The following is a 14,775-nucleotide window of genomic DNA, read 5'->3' on the forward strand; positions in this document are numbered from 1 at the left end:
GCCCCGCAAACGGGGCAAAGCCGATTTTTAACGACCCGGCACTACAACCGCATCTCGCTTTTCGCATCGAAGAGCGAGGCGAGATCCATGTTGAAGCCGAGCTTGATTTTCTGACCTGTTCTGTAGCGGCGGTTGCCGCCGACACGCACCGAAATCAAGTGACCAGCATGTTTCAGCCAGAGCAGATTATCAGCGCCCATCGGCTCTTCAAGATCGACCACCGCATCATGGGTTTCATGCCCCCCGGGAATTTCCTCATCGACCATGATATGCTCCGGACGCACACCAAGCGCGACATCGCGTTCGCCTGGCAGTTCGCCGCTGGCATCATAGCCATCAAGGGCGAAATCCACATCATGCGTGGCAAAGACACGCCGTCCGCCCTTCATCATCAGACGGCCATTGAGGAAATTCATCGATGGCGAACCGATAAAGCCGGCGACGAAGCGGTTGACCGGGCGGTTATAGATGGTGATCGGATCATCCAGCTGCTGGATCACACCGCTTTTCATGATGGCGATGCGATCGGCCAGCGTCAGCGCCTCGATCTGGTCGTGGGTCACATAAATCATCGTGTTTCCAAGCGATTGGTGCAGTCTCTTGATCTCGACGCGCAACTCCGAGCGCAGCTTGGCATCGAGATTCGACAGCGGCTCGTCGAACAGAAAGACATCAACGTCCCGGACAAGGGCACGGCCAATCGCGACGCGCTGGCGCTGACCGCCGGAAAGCTCCGCCGGCTTGCGTTTCAACAACGGTTCGATTTGCAGAATCCCCGATGCACGTTCGACACGGGAGCGGATCTCGTCTTTCGGCACCTTGGCCACCTGAAGCCCGAAGGACAGGTTTTTCTCCACCGTCATCTGCGGATAGAGCGCATAGGACTGGAACACCATGCCGATGCCGCGATCCTTGGGCTCCTCCCAGGTGACATTCTTGCCCTTGATGAAGATCTGGCCCTGCGTGGCCTCCAGCAGGCCGGCGATGCAGTTCAAAAGCGTGGACTTGCCGCAGCCTGACGAGCCGAGCAGCACCAGAAACTCGCCCTCATTGATCTCGAGATTGAGATCTCTCAACACTTCGATGGCGCCGAAAGAGAGCGAAAGATCCTTGATCGATACACTTGTGGTCATGGTTTACCCTTTCACGGCGCCGGCGGCGATACCGCGCACAAAGAGCGGGCCGGAAATGAAATAGACAATCAGGGGAACGAGGCCGGTCAGAAGCGTTGCCGCCATATTGACGTTATATTCCTTCACGCCCTGAACTGCGTTGACGACATTGTTCAGCTGCACCGTCATCGGATAGTTCTGCTGACCGGCGAAAATCACGCCGAAGAGAAAGTCGTTCCAGATGCCCGTCGTCTGGATGATCATGCCGACGACGAAGATCGGCAGCGACATGGGCAGCATGATGCGGAAGAAGATCTGCCAGAACCCCGCACCGTCGACACGCGCCGCCTTGAACAGTTCCGGCGGAAGCGAGGCGAAGTAGTTGCGAAACAGCAGCGTCAGGATCGGCATGCCAAAGATGGTATGAACCAGCACAATACCTGGCAGTGTGGAAAAGAGATGCAGTTCACGCAGGATGATCACCAGCGGATAGAGCATCACCTGATAGGGAATGAAGGCGCCGAACAGCAGAACGGTGAAGAAGAATTCAGAGCCCTTGAAACGCCAGTTCGCCAGCGCATAGCCATTGACCGAGGCAACGGCGATGGAAACGATGATGCCCGGAACGGTGATCTTCACCGAGTTCCAGAAGCCAACGCGGATCCCCTCGCAGTAGAGGCCGGTACAGGCCTGGCTCCAGGCCTTGACCCAGGGTTCGAAGGTGATCTCTACGGGTGGCGCAAAGATGTGACCCATGCGGATTTCCGGCATGCCCTTCAGCGAGGTGACAACCATCACATAAAGCGGCAGCAGATAATAAACGGCGACAACGAAAAGGATGCCGTAAAGCATGATGCGCTTCGGGGCGAAGCGGCGCTTGGGCTTGGGGCCGAAGGGTTCGGCTTCAGACAGGCTGGTCATGCCGCCCTCCTATTGTTTCTTCTGCCGGAACTCCATCAGAGCCCACGGCACGAGAATGATGAAGACGGTGACAAGCATCACGGTGGAGGCGGCCAGCCCCTGACCGATATTGCCGCGCTGGAACATCAGGTCATAAACATATTTGGCCGGCACTTCGGAGGCGAATCCGGGGCCGCCCTGGGTCATGGCAACGACCAGATCGTAAACGCGGACAATACCCGAGGCGACAATCACCAGCGTGGTGACAAAGACGCCGCGCATCATCGGAATGACAATGAAGAGATAGGTCCGCCAGGCCGGAATGCCGTCAACGCGGGCCGCCTTCCAGATCTCGTTGTCAATGCCGCGCAACCCCGCCAGCATCAGCACCATGACAAGGCCGGTGCCCTGCCACAGACCGGCAATCACCAGCGCATAAATGACGGTATGCTTGTTGCCGAGCAGTGCCAGATTGCCGCCGGGCAGCCCCATGTCATCGAGAAATTTCGGCAAGCCAAGAGCCGGATCCAGTATCCATTGCCAGACAAGACCGGTGACAATGAAAGACAGGGCGAAGGGATAGAGGAAGATCGTACGGAACGTATTCTCGAAGCGGATTTTCTGATCGAGCAGCGTCGCAAGAACAAAGCCGACAACGAATGAAAAAACCAGACTGAGGCCGCCATAGATCATCAGATTGATGATTGCGGTGTTCCAGCGGGTGGTATTGAACAGCCGCACATATTGGGCAAAGCCGACGAAATGCTCACTCGGCAGCAGCTTCGAATTGGTAAAGGAATAGACGACCGTCCAGGCGGTACAGCCGATGAAAATGACGACAGCCGTCAACATCATCGGAATGGCCGCGATCTTGGCGTTCAGATTCTTGAACAGGCCAAAGGGACGGCGAGCAACTGAAGACATGGCGCTCCCCTCTCTTCTTCAATGTCAGTGGATGCGAAGACCGGCGGAGCGGAACCCAGGCCCCGCCCCGCCGTTCCGGCCACACCCGTTACATGGCCTGTTCGATGATCTCCTTCTGGCGCTCAAGCGCTTCGTCCACCGTCATGTCGGAGGAGAAGAACTCGACGGACAGATCCTGCAGCTGCCCCTGCGTATCGGAATCGAGCAGCATCTCGTTCGAGGGCAGGACGTTGTCGGGGTTCTTCAGGATTTCGAGCCCCTTCTTCATGCAGGCATTGGCGGCATCGAGATTGACGTCGCCGCGCACCGGCAGCGAGCCTTTCTTCAGGTTGAAAGCCACCTGCGTGTCCGGTGAGACCAGCATGGAGGCAAGCTCCAGCTGCGCCGCCGTGATTTCCGGGTCGGAATTTTTCGGGAAGTAGAAAGCGTCCCCGCCGGTTTCCAGGAGCGGTGCGAGGCCTAGCCCCGGCAGGCAATCATAATCAACACCGGCAACCTGACCGGCCAGCGCGAACTCGCCCTGCGCCCAGTCGCCCATGACCTGGGCGGCCGCTTGTCCCTGCATCACCATATTGGTGGCGACATTCCAGTCGCGGCCCGAATAGGCATCATCAACCAGCCCGCGCGCATCGGCCATGGCCTCCCAGACCTTGCGGTTTTCCGGGCTCATCACCGCATCGGCATTCTTGTCCTGATTGATGGCGATGAAATTGTCCTTGCCGCCAACCGAATCCTGCAGCACGACGCGCAGACCTTCGACCTGCCAGGGCTGACCGATGGCAAGCGGTATGATGCCACGCGCCTTCAGCTCCGGTGCGCTTGCGACAAACTCATCCCAGTTGGTCGGCACCGCAAGGCCGTTATCCTCATAGACGTGACGGTTGAGCCACATCCATTGCCAGGAATGGATGTTCAGCGGCACACAGTAGATCTTGCCGTCATATTCGCAGGCATTGAGCAAATTGGCCGGACGGATGATATCCTTCCAGTCTTCCTTTTCCGCAATATCGGTCAGATCCAGCATCAGACCGGCCTTGATCAGCTCCTCCGCATCGCGGCCGGTATTCATCTGCGTTGCACCCATGGGGTTGCCGCCGAGAATGCGGCTGACAATAATCGGGTTGGCCGTAGAGCCGGAACCGGCAATGGCGCTGTCGACCCAGTGATTGTCACCAAGCGCGTCGTAATTTTCGGCCAGAACCTTCACCGCAGCCGCCTCGCCGCCCGACGTCCACCAATGGGTGACCTCCAAATCAACCGCATGGGCACTGGCAACAGGCATGGCTACGCCGGCCGCAAAAGCAGCCGCCAAAAGCGTTCGTTTCATAATGTCCTCCCAAACTGAAACGTTACCGGAAAACGGTAAGCGAAACACAATTGTCACGCAATAGATTTTGCGATTTTTCAGTTACCAACAGCAAATTCGAAGTGAAAACGCCCTCGCCAAACGAGAAAATCTGCACCGCAAAATTTGGATAATTTCATGTTTTATCTGCATATATTTAAACAAAATTTCCGAAACACCACCTAATATTCGCACACGCAGAATAAGTACGATCTATTCACCTCACTCCAACGGAAATATTATCGACATCACCGCATGCTTTCTGCTGGACAAGCGTTCTGTATCGTTACAGAATTTAACGTGCGTGCCATTTTCGGCAAAGCTGCGAACAAGCATCGGCCGCGCTTACGCGACTTCAATCGGTTCGCAGCCATCCAGGCACGCAAAAATGCTCTAACGCCTTGAAATAGCGCCCCGTTCTACAGGAAAAGCTTTCCGTTTCGTGGGCCGATGCGTTAAGCATGGAAGGGTGCAGGGAGCGGTAGACGTGAACAAGAACGACATCAGATCAGGTCAGGGCAAGTCTGATCCGGGCAAAGAGCGCCCGACCCTCAAAACGATCGCCTATATGACGGGCCTTGGCGTCACCACTGTCTCACGCGCCCTCAAGGATGCCCCCGACATTGCCGAAAACACCAAGGAGCGCGTGCGCCTCGTCGCCAAGCAGCTGGGCTATATGCCCAATCGCGCTGGTGTTCGCCTCAGAACCGGCAAGACCAATGTGATTGCGCTGGTACTCAGCATGGAAGAAGAGATCATGGGCATGTCGGGTCAGATGATTTTCGGCATTTCCGATATTCTCGCGCCGACGCCCTATCACCTTGTCGTCATGCCCCAGCCGATCCAGAGTGATCCTATGGTGCCGATCCGCTATATTCTCGATACCGGCTCGGCTGATGGCGTGATCATCTCCCGCATCGCACCCGATGACCCCCGGGTCAGGCTGTTGCTGGAACGCGGCATGCCCTTTGCCGCCCATGGCCGGATGGAAGATGACACCGCCTTCCCTTTTCATGATTTCGACAATGAGGCCTATGCCTATGAGGCCGTAGAGAAGCTGGTGCAGCGTGGCCGCCGCCAGATTGCCGCCCTTCAGCCACCGGCCCACCTGACCTATTACCGCCACTTCCGCAGCGGGTTCGAACGGGGCCTGCGCGATTTCAATGCCACCGAAGTGCCGCTGACGACAACCAATACGGACGCGCCGCTTTCCCCGATACGCGCAGCAGTGAGCAAAATGCTCACCTCGCCCGCGCCGCCGGACGGCATTATTTCCTGTTCCTCCAGTGGCGCTATTCCGGTCATGGCAGCCATCAATGCAACCGGACGCAGGCTCGGCCGCGATATCGATCTGGTTGCCAAGCAACCGGCCGATCTCTTGAACTGGATCAGCCCGGAAATCATCACGATGAGCGAGGATTTCCGCCACGCAGGACGGGAACTGGCCCGCGCCGTGCTCGACCGGCTGGAAGGCGAAAGCCCGGAAAATCTGCAGAATATCTCTTCACCGGTGTGGACTGAGCCCAACCCGGAACGCTTTGGTGCAATCGCCGAATAAGGCAGGTCAGGCCACAGCTGCGACCGGGCGAGGTCTGGTGACAACGAAGACAGCGCTGGTGAGAAGGACCAGTGCAAAGGCCACCAGCACAACAAGCGGCGGCTCGGCAAAGAACAGCACAGACATGAAACTTCCCGCCATGGCGGTGACCGCCAGAAGCTTGGCCGGCGTGGAAATCGCCCCATGCCTGCGCCACTGAACCAGCGATGGGCCGAAGTGCTTGTGGTTCATCAGCCTTGCCTCAAGCTCCGGTGAGGAACGGGCAAAAAAAGCGGCAGCAACAATCAGAAAAGGAACGGTCGGCATGATCGGCAACACCGCACCGACAATAGCGAGGCCGACCATCAGCCAGCCACCAGCGAGCAGCAAAAGACGTCGCATGGATACTCCTTGGAACGGATAACGACATTCAGGATCTGAGATCCGTCAATTCCAGTATCCTTTTATGCCGTCCGAAGCGGGCGATTTCAAGACATGCAATACGCCATCAATTGCTGGCAGGCTGTGCAGGTTCGGTCTGGGCACTTTGCGCAGCCTTGCCGGCAGCGGGCGGATTGGCACCGCCGGCGGCCGGCAGTTCGCCTGCCGCAGCGGCTCCATTCTTGCCATCGGCATTGGCCGCCGCAGCCGCCTCTTCGGCTGCCAGACGAGCAGCCTCTTCCGCCGCCTTCTTGGCCTCCTCGGCCTTGCGGCGCTGATCATCATTATACTGATAGAGCGTAGCCTCACGCCTGAGTCGCTGTTTTTCCAGCACATCGGCCTGCAGCCGCTCTACCCGGCGCCGTTCGCGCTCGACCGCACGCAGCGACAGGAAGTTGTTGAGGTCCGTGGTATCAAGCGCAACCTGAGGAGTGGCAAGCGGACCGGAAAAGTTCAGGGTAAAATCCGGGCTCGCGCCATTATCCTCATCATCGCCAAGCTTCAGCGTTGTCTGCAGTGAGGCGCTGATCGTCTGATCGCTCAGATTGAGGCTCAGACCGCCATAGAGCTGGGCCATCGGCAGATCGACAATGACATTGCGGGCCTGAAGGAGCCCGCCGGACAGGCTGAAGGGAATATCGACCTTGCCGAGTTGCACGCTACTGTCACCGAAAAGCCGAGACGCCACTGCACCGGGCACCGCCTCATTCCTGATTTCGGTGCCCTGCCCCGTCGCCCAGGTGAGGAGCTGGTCGCCGATATCAAGATTGATACCGTTTACGGTCGGGTTTTTCAGCGTCAGCATCCCTGAGCCACTGGCCTTGTCGACCAACGCCTTCAGCGAGCCGCCCGTGGTCTCGGAAACGAGACCGAGATCAAACCGTCCATCAATCACAGGCCTGCCATCGACACGCCAGGCATGGCCGGCCAGATCGCCATTCTTGATGTTCAGCTGCGTCTGCACGTAACCCGACCCGTCATTATTGCCGAGCCGCAAGGCACCCGACAGCGTACCGCCAAGCCAGGCGCCGCTGATCTTGTCGAGTTCAAGTCCGCCACCGCGAAAATGCACTGTCGTGCTCAACCCTGTCACCGGCTCCATGAGGCCAGGATCGAAACTGGCAGCCTGAAGATCGATATCTGCCTCGCCTGTGCCAAAATAGGCCTTGCCGATCGGTGCATCGGAAGCCCCTGCCGAAATATCGGCAGCATCCGGCCCGAACACGGTTTCCAGCAGCCAGTCGAGATCAAGCTGATCGACGGAGAGTGCTCCACTGACCCGCGCAACAGGCTGGTTGCGCGCCAGAGCCAGACGGCCGGAAACGGCATTACCAGCAAGCGAACCGGACAAAGCAGAGAGCGAGAAATGATCCTTCGCCACATCCAGCGTCCCCGACAGATCGACCGGAAGGCCAAAGCCCGTTCCCGGAACGACCAGCGTGTTCATGGCAAGATAGGGCTCCAGATCCGGGCTTTTCAGCGTGAGCGAAAGCGAACCATCGAGGAAATCGGCAGCATCAAGCGCCACCCTGCCCTTGCCCCCCAGACTGGTGTCCCCGCTTGCCAGCCGGAACGTCACATCCCCCTTGCCATCAGCACCAACATTGTCGACATTTAGGGAAAGCTGAGCACCTGCAGGGGCGGGCAGCGGCAGCGGCTCGAACCCCAGCTGGCCGAAGATCACCGCAGCGTTCGGGTTTGACAGCTGTATCTGCCCGGTCATCCCGGCCAGTTGGCCGAGGTTTTTCAGCCGCCACGAACCGTTCAATTTGCCGCCATTGACGGTGCCGCTCAACAGCGCGGAGAGATCCTGTCCGTCGCGCCCGAATACGAGATCCGCCGTCAGATCGGTATCCTGATACCAGATCGCATGATCCTCAAGCATCCCGGTCAGCGGGTGCGAGGGCAGTTGCTTGTCCAGCAGCGCCAGAAAAGCGCTCGGATCGGCCGCAGAAATATGGACCCGTCCGGAACCGGACAGGCCGTCATTGCCGCCGATACCGCTCTGCGCCTGACCGGAGATCTCAACCGTGGCGCCAGCGATATCGCGAGCATCGAACCGGTTTACCGTCACGCTGCCCGCCTGAACCGCGAAATCGGCCGAGACGCCATTGGCGCTGACGCCAAAGGCATTCAGCGTATCGGCATTGAGCTTTGCCGTTATGGCGTGGGCGGCAAGACCGCTCTTGACGTCATTGCCAACGGCAAGCCCAGTCAGGGCCGAAAGCGTGGAATAGTCGATGACATTGCCGGAAAGATCGAGCGCAAGCTTCGGCACCTGACCTTCCGGCGCCTCACGATCGGCAGAGCCCTTCAGCGACGCATCACCGGCGATAATCTCGAGATTATTGAATTTCTGGCTGTCGCGGGTCAGGACAACATCAGCGGAAAAGCCGGCCCGGGTGATCTGACGGATTTCCGGTGCCACATTGCCGGTCAGCCAGTTGGCCAACCCGGTCGGCTGCTGCGAGGCGACGAGCAGGTTGCCGCGAAAGGCAGTATTGTCATTATCACCGAGGGTCAGGCGGCCGGAGGCCTCGACCTGGGTGCGGCCAGGCAAGATCGCAACGCCCTTTTCGATCTGCCAGCCATCACCATCGGGATGGGCTTCAAGCTGGACCGAACGGATCGTGGTGTCTCCGGCAACGACTGCCGGCAGCTGGAACACGACCTTGCCCGGCACCTGCGGAATGGGAATGCCGCGCAGGAAGGAAATCAGCGAATCAAGCCGCTTGCGCGCGCTTGTTCCAGTCACCCGCGCCGACTTGCCGCCAGAGGTGCTGCCTTCGCTGAGGCGCTCGACATCGAACTGCTGGCCATTGGCCGTAAGCAGGAATTCGCCGCCAGGACTGGTGTCGAAATGACCTTCGCCCTCGACCACGTAAGGATCGGTACGCGAGCCGATTTCCAGCCGGTAGGAAGGCAGCGAAAGGCTGGCATTGCTCAGCGTGAATTTACCGCTGGCACGCGGCGGCGGCGGCGTGTCCGTGTCAGCATCATCGCCCGTTTCCACACGAAGGCGAAAATCGCCGTTATAGACGGGCTTGCCCTCCTCCAGCGCCACATCGCCTTCCAGATCGGCCGCGACAGGCCAGGCATCCGGCACAAGGCTGGCGCGCAGCCGCATCTGCCCGGAGGCCGGATCGGGCCGGCCGGTCTGGATGGTGAAGGTCCCGGAATAGCCGTCCAGCGCGGCCGTACCATCCATGTGCCACGGACCGTCGATCGCTGTGGATGAAAGTGTCGCCGTGATATCGGAAATGACACGGCTATGGCCGGTCGCATCATCGCTCAACCGCACCGTACCGCCGCGCACCTCAACATCCTCGAAGACGACATTGCGGGCCGCCAGATCGCTCTGGCCGGTCTTCAGCCAGTCGAGCGTGCCATCGGCATTAAGATGCAGATTGATCTCCGGCTGATCCAGTTCCATCTTGAAGATGCGCGCTTCACCGCTCAGGAACGGCGCTAGCTCGGCATCCATTGAAAACTGTGCCGCCGTGGCCAGCGGTTTGCCATTGGCATCACTGCCGACGCGCACATCATGCATGGTGACGGAGGGAAACGGCAGAAAGCGCACCTGAACATCACCGGCAACCTCAACCTTCTTGCCAAGAACACGGCTTGCCTGCATCTCGAAATCGCGCCTGAAATCACTCCAGTCGACGAAATAGGGAACAATGAGGGCGGCAAACAAAATCAGGACCAGAAGTCCGCCGAGGAAAACCAGTATTCGTCCAAGCACTCGTCCGCGCCCCTGTCTCGAAAATCATGAGCCTGCCGATGCAGCAGAATATACATAGGCCACACGGGCACGAAAAAGCGTGCCGCGCGCAGCTGCAACATGCATTCCTTCTAGCACGCCCGGCGCGCTTATTCGACCCCGGCGGAGGGACAGACGAAAAGGTCGTTAATCAGAAGATTTTGCCGGGATTGAAAATCGAGTCCGGGTCCAGCGAAGTCTTGATCGAACGCATCAGATCGATCGCCGCCCCCATCTCCTCACCGACAACCCGCTTCTTGCCCTGGCCAACGCCGTGTTCGCCGGTGCAGGTGCCGTCCATGGCGAGTGCCCGTTTGGCCAGACGATCCGTGAAGGCCTCAACGCGGGCGATCTCGTCTGCGTCCTTGTCATTGAACATCAAGAGTAGATGGAAATTGCCATCACCGGCATGGCCGACAATGGGGGCGAGAAAGCCCTCCTGCTTCAGATCGGCCTGGGTTTCCATCACGCATTCGGCAAGCCGTGAAATCGGCACGCAGACGTCGGTGGAAAAGCCCGCCAGCTCCGGCGCCAGAGCGCGGCCTGCCCAATAGGCATTGTGCCGCGCTTTCCACAGCCTGTTGCGCTCCTCGGCATCCGCCGTCCATTTGAAATCGTCGCTGCCGCATTCGGAGGCGATCTCGCCGAACAGTTCCGACTGCATGGCAACGGAGGCCTCACTGCCGTGAAACTCCACCAGCAACAACGGCTGTTCTGGGAAATCGAGGTTGGAATAGGCATTGCAGGCGCGCACCTGCATATCATCCAGCAGTTCGATCCGGGCAACGGGAATACCCATCTGGATCGTCATGATCACCGCATTGCATGCCGATTCCAGATCCGGGAAGGAGCAGACACCGCCGCCGATCTTTTCCGGAATGCCGGCCAGGCGCAGCGTGATCGAGGTGATGATGCCAAGCGTGCCCTCGGCACCGACAAAAAGCCGGGTCAGATCATAGCCGGCCGAGGATTTCTTCGCACGGCGGGCGGTGCGGATCTCCTCGCCATCGGCGGTGACGACCGTCAGCGACAGGACCATGTCCTTCATCGTCCCGTAACGCACGGCATTGGTGCCGGAAGCACGCGTCGAGGCCATGCCGCCGATCGAGGCATTGGCACCGGGATCAATCGGGAAGAACAGGCCGGTATCGCGCAGATATTCATTCAGCTGTTCACGGGTCACACCTGGCTCGACCCGGCAATCGAGATCCTCCGCATTGACTTCGAGAATGCGGTTCATCCGCGACAGGTCGACCGAGATGCCGCCATTCGGCGCATTGACCTGCCCTTCCAAAGAAGAGCCTGTTCCGAAGGGGATCATCGGCACCTTGTGTTCGGCGCAGATCTTCACCGCTTCCTTTACATCCTCGCTTGCCTCGCAGAATAGAACCGCATCGGGCAGCTGCGCCGGAAGATAAGTGGTCGAGTGGCTATGCTGGGTGCGGAAGGCCTCGCCGGTCTGCAGCTTCTCGCCGAAACGCTGCTTCAGGATCGAAATGACCTGGCCAATCGCATCTTCGTTTCTGGGCCCTGCCTTGACGTCCTGTAAAGCCACTTTTTTCTCCATATGCTTTGGCGCCCTTGATCTCGGGCATTCGTTTACGGCGCTTTCTATGCGACGATTGCCAGCGTCTGTCCAGAGCCTGACGGGTGTGGCAGCAGGAGAACCGATTGACCGATCTATCAGCCAATGTCGCCAGACTTCTCGGTATCGACGCGATTTCACTTGTCTGGTTTGCCAGCGGCGATCTTTCATCGCTCTACCGGGCGAGGCTGCCGGACGGCCGCCATGTCATCGTCAAGAGCGGTCCGGCACCGATGGTGGAAGCTGATATGCTGCGTGCCATTGCGATGACCGGCGCCCCGGCACCTGCCGTCATCGCTGCCGATGAAACGGTGCTGCTGATGGAGGAAATTGCCGGCCGCAGTGGCCCCGGCAACGCCCAGGCCGATCTCGGTACCGTTCTTGCAAAGCTCCATGCTCCGACGGACAGGCGCTTCGGCTGGCCGGATGACTATGCCTTTGGCCGCGTCACGATCCACAACCGGACGGCATCGTCATGGGTCGAATTCTGGCGCGACAACCGTATCGTCAACAACTTGCCGCATGTTCCGCGCGACCTTGCCAGACGGCTCGAACATCTTGCTGGCGATCTTGGCAACCTGATCCCCGATCAGCCGCCTGCAGCACTCGTTCACGGGGATCTCTGGTCAGGCAATGTCATGTCGATCGGTGATCGCATCACCGCATTGATCGATCCCGCCAGCTATTACGGCGATGGCGAGGTCGATCTTGCCATGCTGTCGCTGTTCGGCCGCCTCGACCGGGCTTTCTTCGATAATTATCGTCCACTCGAACCGGGTTTTGCCGAACGTCAGCCCGTCTACAGCCTGTGGCCGGCCCTCGTGCATCTCAGGCTTTTCGGCGAGGGCTACCGATCCATGGTCGAAGGCTTTTTATATGCAATCGGGCACTGAAACTGCATTTTTGCTTGATGAGAAACATGGCCGATTGCGCGAATCGCCCTATGATCGCCAGCACGTTAACCCGCATTCGCCCCCTTGAGGATCGCATTGCCCCAGCCCCTTATGATGGCCGTGATCGGCATCAACCACTCGCATATTTATGGTCAGGTGGACGTCATGCGTGCCGCCGGGGCTGAGCTTGCCTGCTATTTTGCGGCCGAAGACCATCTTGCAGCACGCTTTGGCGAGACCTATCCGGATGTGCCACGGTCTGATGCGGTCGACCGCATTCTGGAAGATCCCGCCATCGGGCTCATCATCAGCGCGGCGATCCCGGATCAACGGGTCGATATCGCCATTGCCGCCATGCGGCATGGCAAGGATGTGCTTCTCGACAAACCGGCAGCGACGACAGTCGAGGATCTGGAACGGCTGAAAGCGGTACAGAAACAGACGGGGCGCATCGTCTCAGTACGCTACAGCGAGCATCTGGAAAGCCGCGCCACGATCAGGGCGGGCGAGCTGGTCCGGGACGGCGCCATCGGTTCGCTTGTCCATATGAGCGGCTTCGGGCCACACCGGCTGCGCCGCCCGACACGCGATCCCTGGTTTTTTGATCGCAACGCCTATGGCGGCATTCTGGTTGATCTGGCATCGCATCAGACGGAGCAGTTTTTATTCTTCACCGACAGTCTCAATGCCGAAATCCTGTCAGCAACGGTTCAGAACCGGACCAATCCGGCCGATCCGGGCCTTCAGGATTTCGGCGATATCCACATGCAGAATGCCGTTGCCACGGGTTATGCGCGCGTCGACTGGCTAACCCCGGACGGGTTGCCGGTCTGGGGTGACGGGCGGACTTTTCTCGTTGGGACAGAGGGTTACATTGAACTTCGCAAACATATCGATATCACTGGGCGGCCGGGAAAAGATCATCTGTTCCTTTCCGACAGAAGCGAGACTCGTTATATCGATTGCAGTGATGTCGCGATCAGCTACGGACGGGATCTGATGGCAGACATTTCGAACAGGACGGAAACCGCAATGCCGCAAATGCGTTGTTTCAATGCCATGGCGCTGGCGTTGGAAGCACAGGCCATTGCGGAACGGTCCTTAAGACACGGGATGGAGTAAAGGGCGGAATGACCAGGAAATTGAAGGTCGGGATTGTCGGGCTGGGTTTTGGCCGGACGCATATTGAAACCGGCTACCGCACCAATGAGGCGCTTTTCGAGGTTGCAGCCATTTGCGACAGGAACGAAGCGCAGCGTGATGTCTGCGGGGATGAATTCGGCATCGAACGCCGTGTCGGCAAGTTCGAAGAACTGCTCACCATGGATGATATCGACATTATCGATATCTGCACGCCGCCCGGAACCCATTACGACATGATCCTCTCCGCCCTGGCCCATGGGAAGCATGTGATCTGTGAAAAGCCGCTGGTCGCCTCGCTTTCCGCCCTCGACGACATCATGGAAGCCGAATCACGTTCGACCGGCCGGGTTTTGCCGATCATGCAGTATCGTTACGGCCACGGCGTGCAGAAAGCCAAACGCATCATCGAGGCGGGCCTTGCCGGCAAGGCCTATGTGGCAACGGCCGAGACCCACTGGCTGCGTGGCGCTGATTATTACGCCAAGGAATGGCGCGGACGCTGGGAGACTGCTGTCGGCGGCACATTGCTCACCCATGCCATCCACATCAACGACCTGCTCTTCTATCTGCTGGGCCCCGCCCGCTCGCTGTTTGCCCGCATCGCAACCCGGGTCAACAAGATCGAGGTCGAGGACTGCGCCAGCATCAGCCTTGAAATGAAATGCGGCGCGCTGGCGACCATCTCGGCCACCACCGGCTCGCAGGAGCAGATCAGCCGCCTGCGGTTCTGTTTTGAAAACGTCACCTTTGAAAGCGCGCAGCTGTCCTATCATCCGGGCGGTGATCCCTGGAAAATCATCCCGGCAAACCCGGAAGTTGGCGCGAAAATCGACGCCTTGCTGGCGGATTACGATCCCGGTCCGGAACGGCTTTCCGGTCTGATGGCGGCCTACCACGAGGCGATCTGCCAGAAGAAGCAGCTGCCTGTCACACTCGCCGATGCCCGTCAGGCACTCGACCTTGCCACCGCCAGCTACTGGTCAGCCAAGACCTATAGCGCGGTGGCGCTTCCGGTCATGGCAGATCATCCCTTCTATCACGGTTGGCAAAACGCCATTTGATGCGTTGAAACGCAGGACATTTCAGACATGAAAAACCGTGCGGACCTTAAGATCCGCACGGTCAGTTTGTT

The 14,775-nt window shown here is 58.9% G+C and carries 11 protein-coding genes; 4 read left to right on the forward strand and 7 right to left on the reverse strand.

Annotated elements, in window-relative coordinates; genetic code table 11:
* Positions 1–41: 41 nt before the first annotated feature.
* From FJU08_RS03140 to FJU08_RS03155, 4 genes are all read right to left on the reverse strand, one after another.
* Positions 42–1,133: an ABC transporter ATP-binding protein gene (locus FJU08_RS03140; RefSeq protein ID WP_141147500.1), complete on the reverse strand. Its 1,092-nt coding sequence runs from the start codon at positions 1,131–1,133 to the stop codon at positions 42–44.
* A 3-nt stretch (positions 1,134–1,136) separates the two neighbouring features.
* Entirely contained in the window at positions 1,137–2,033 is an 897-nt protein-coding gene (locus FJU08_RS03145) for a carbohydrate ABC transporter permease (RefSeq protein WP_141147501.1), read from the reverse strand.
* Between the two features lie 9 nt (positions 2,034–2,042).
* Positions 2,043–2,936: a carbohydrate ABC transporter permease gene (locus FJU08_RS03150; RefSeq protein ID WP_141147502.1), complete on the reverse strand. Its 894-nt coding sequence runs from the start codon at positions 2,934–2,936 to the stop codon at positions 2,043–2,045.
* Positions 2,937–3,024: 88 nt separating this feature from the next.
* On the reverse strand, positions 3,025–4,263 hold the full coding sequence (locus tag FJU08_RS03155; protein ID WP_141147503.1) for an ABC transporter substrate-binding protein: 1,239 nt from the start codon (positions 4,261–4,263) through the stop codon (positions 3,025–3,027).
* Between the two features lie 505 nt (positions 4,264–4,768).
* On the opposite strand from FJU08_RS03155, the gene FJU08_RS03160 reads away from it, so the two are divergent.
* Entirely contained in the window at positions 4,769–5,839 is a 1,071-nt protein-coding gene (locus FJU08_RS03160; RefSeq protein ID WP_235890557.1) for a LacI family transcriptional regulator, read from the forward strand.
* A 6-nt stretch (positions 5,840–5,845) separates the two neighbouring features.
* Here FJU08_RS03160 and FJU08_RS03165 read toward each other — a convergent pair whose 3' ends face one another.
* The 3 genes from FJU08_RS03165 to FJU08_RS03175 form a co-directional block, all read right to left on the reverse strand.
* The gene (locus FJU08_RS03165; protein ID WP_141147504.1) at positions 5,846–6,220 is read right to left on the reverse strand and encodes a YbaN family protein; all 375 of its coding nucleotides are present in this window, start codon (positions 6,218–6,220) and stop codon (positions 5,846–5,848) included.
* Between the two features lie 106 nt (positions 6,221–6,326).
* Positions 6,327–10,004 (reverse strand): AsmA family protein, encoded by a 3,678-nt coding sequence (locus FJU08_RS03170; RefSeq protein WP_141147505.1) that lies wholly within the window; start codon positions 10,002–10,004, stop codon positions 6,327–6,329.
* Between the two features lie 169 nt (positions 10,005–10,173).
* Positions 10,174–11,577, reverse strand: a complete 1,404-nt coding sequence (locus FJU08_RS03175) for an FAD-binding oxidoreductase (RefSeq protein ID WP_141147506.1) — start codon at positions 11,575–11,577, stop codon at positions 10,174–10,176.
* A 116-nt stretch (positions 11,578–11,693) separates the two neighbouring features.
* Here FJU08_RS03175 and FJU08_RS03180 point away from each other — a divergent pair, with 116 nt between their 5' ends.
* The 3 genes from FJU08_RS03180 to FJU08_RS03190 all read left to right on the forward strand — a co-directional run bounded on the left by FJU08_RS03180 (position 11,694) and on the right by FJU08_RS03190 (position 14,704).
* Positions 11,694–12,500 carry a fructosamine kinase family protein gene (locus FJU08_RS03180; protein WP_141147507.1) on the forward strand — a complete coding sequence of 269 codons (807 nt, stop codon included), beginning with the start codon at positions 11,694–11,696 and terminating at the stop codon, positions 12,498–12,500.
* A gap of 111 nt (positions 12,501–12,611) precedes the next feature.
* Positions 12,612–13,622, forward strand: coding sequence for a Gfo/Idh/MocA family protein (locus tag FJU08_RS03185; protein ID WP_235890569.1), 1,011 nt, complete (start codon positions 12,612–12,614; stop codon positions 13,620–13,622).
* Positions 13,623–13,630: 8 nt separating this feature from the next.
* The gene (locus tag FJU08_RS03190) at positions 13,631–14,704 is read left to right on the forward strand and encodes a Gfo/Idh/MocA family protein (RefSeq protein WP_141147508.1); all 1,074 of its coding nucleotides are present in this window, start codon (positions 13,631–13,633) and stop codon (positions 14,702–14,704) included.
* Positions 14,705–14,775: the final 71 nt, after the last annotated feature.

Origin of the sequence: Martelella alba (assembly GCF_006516955.1) — a bacterium.
Lineage (GTDB): Bacteria > Pseudomonadota > Alphaproteobacteria > Rhizobiales > Rhizobiaceae > Martelella > Martelella alba.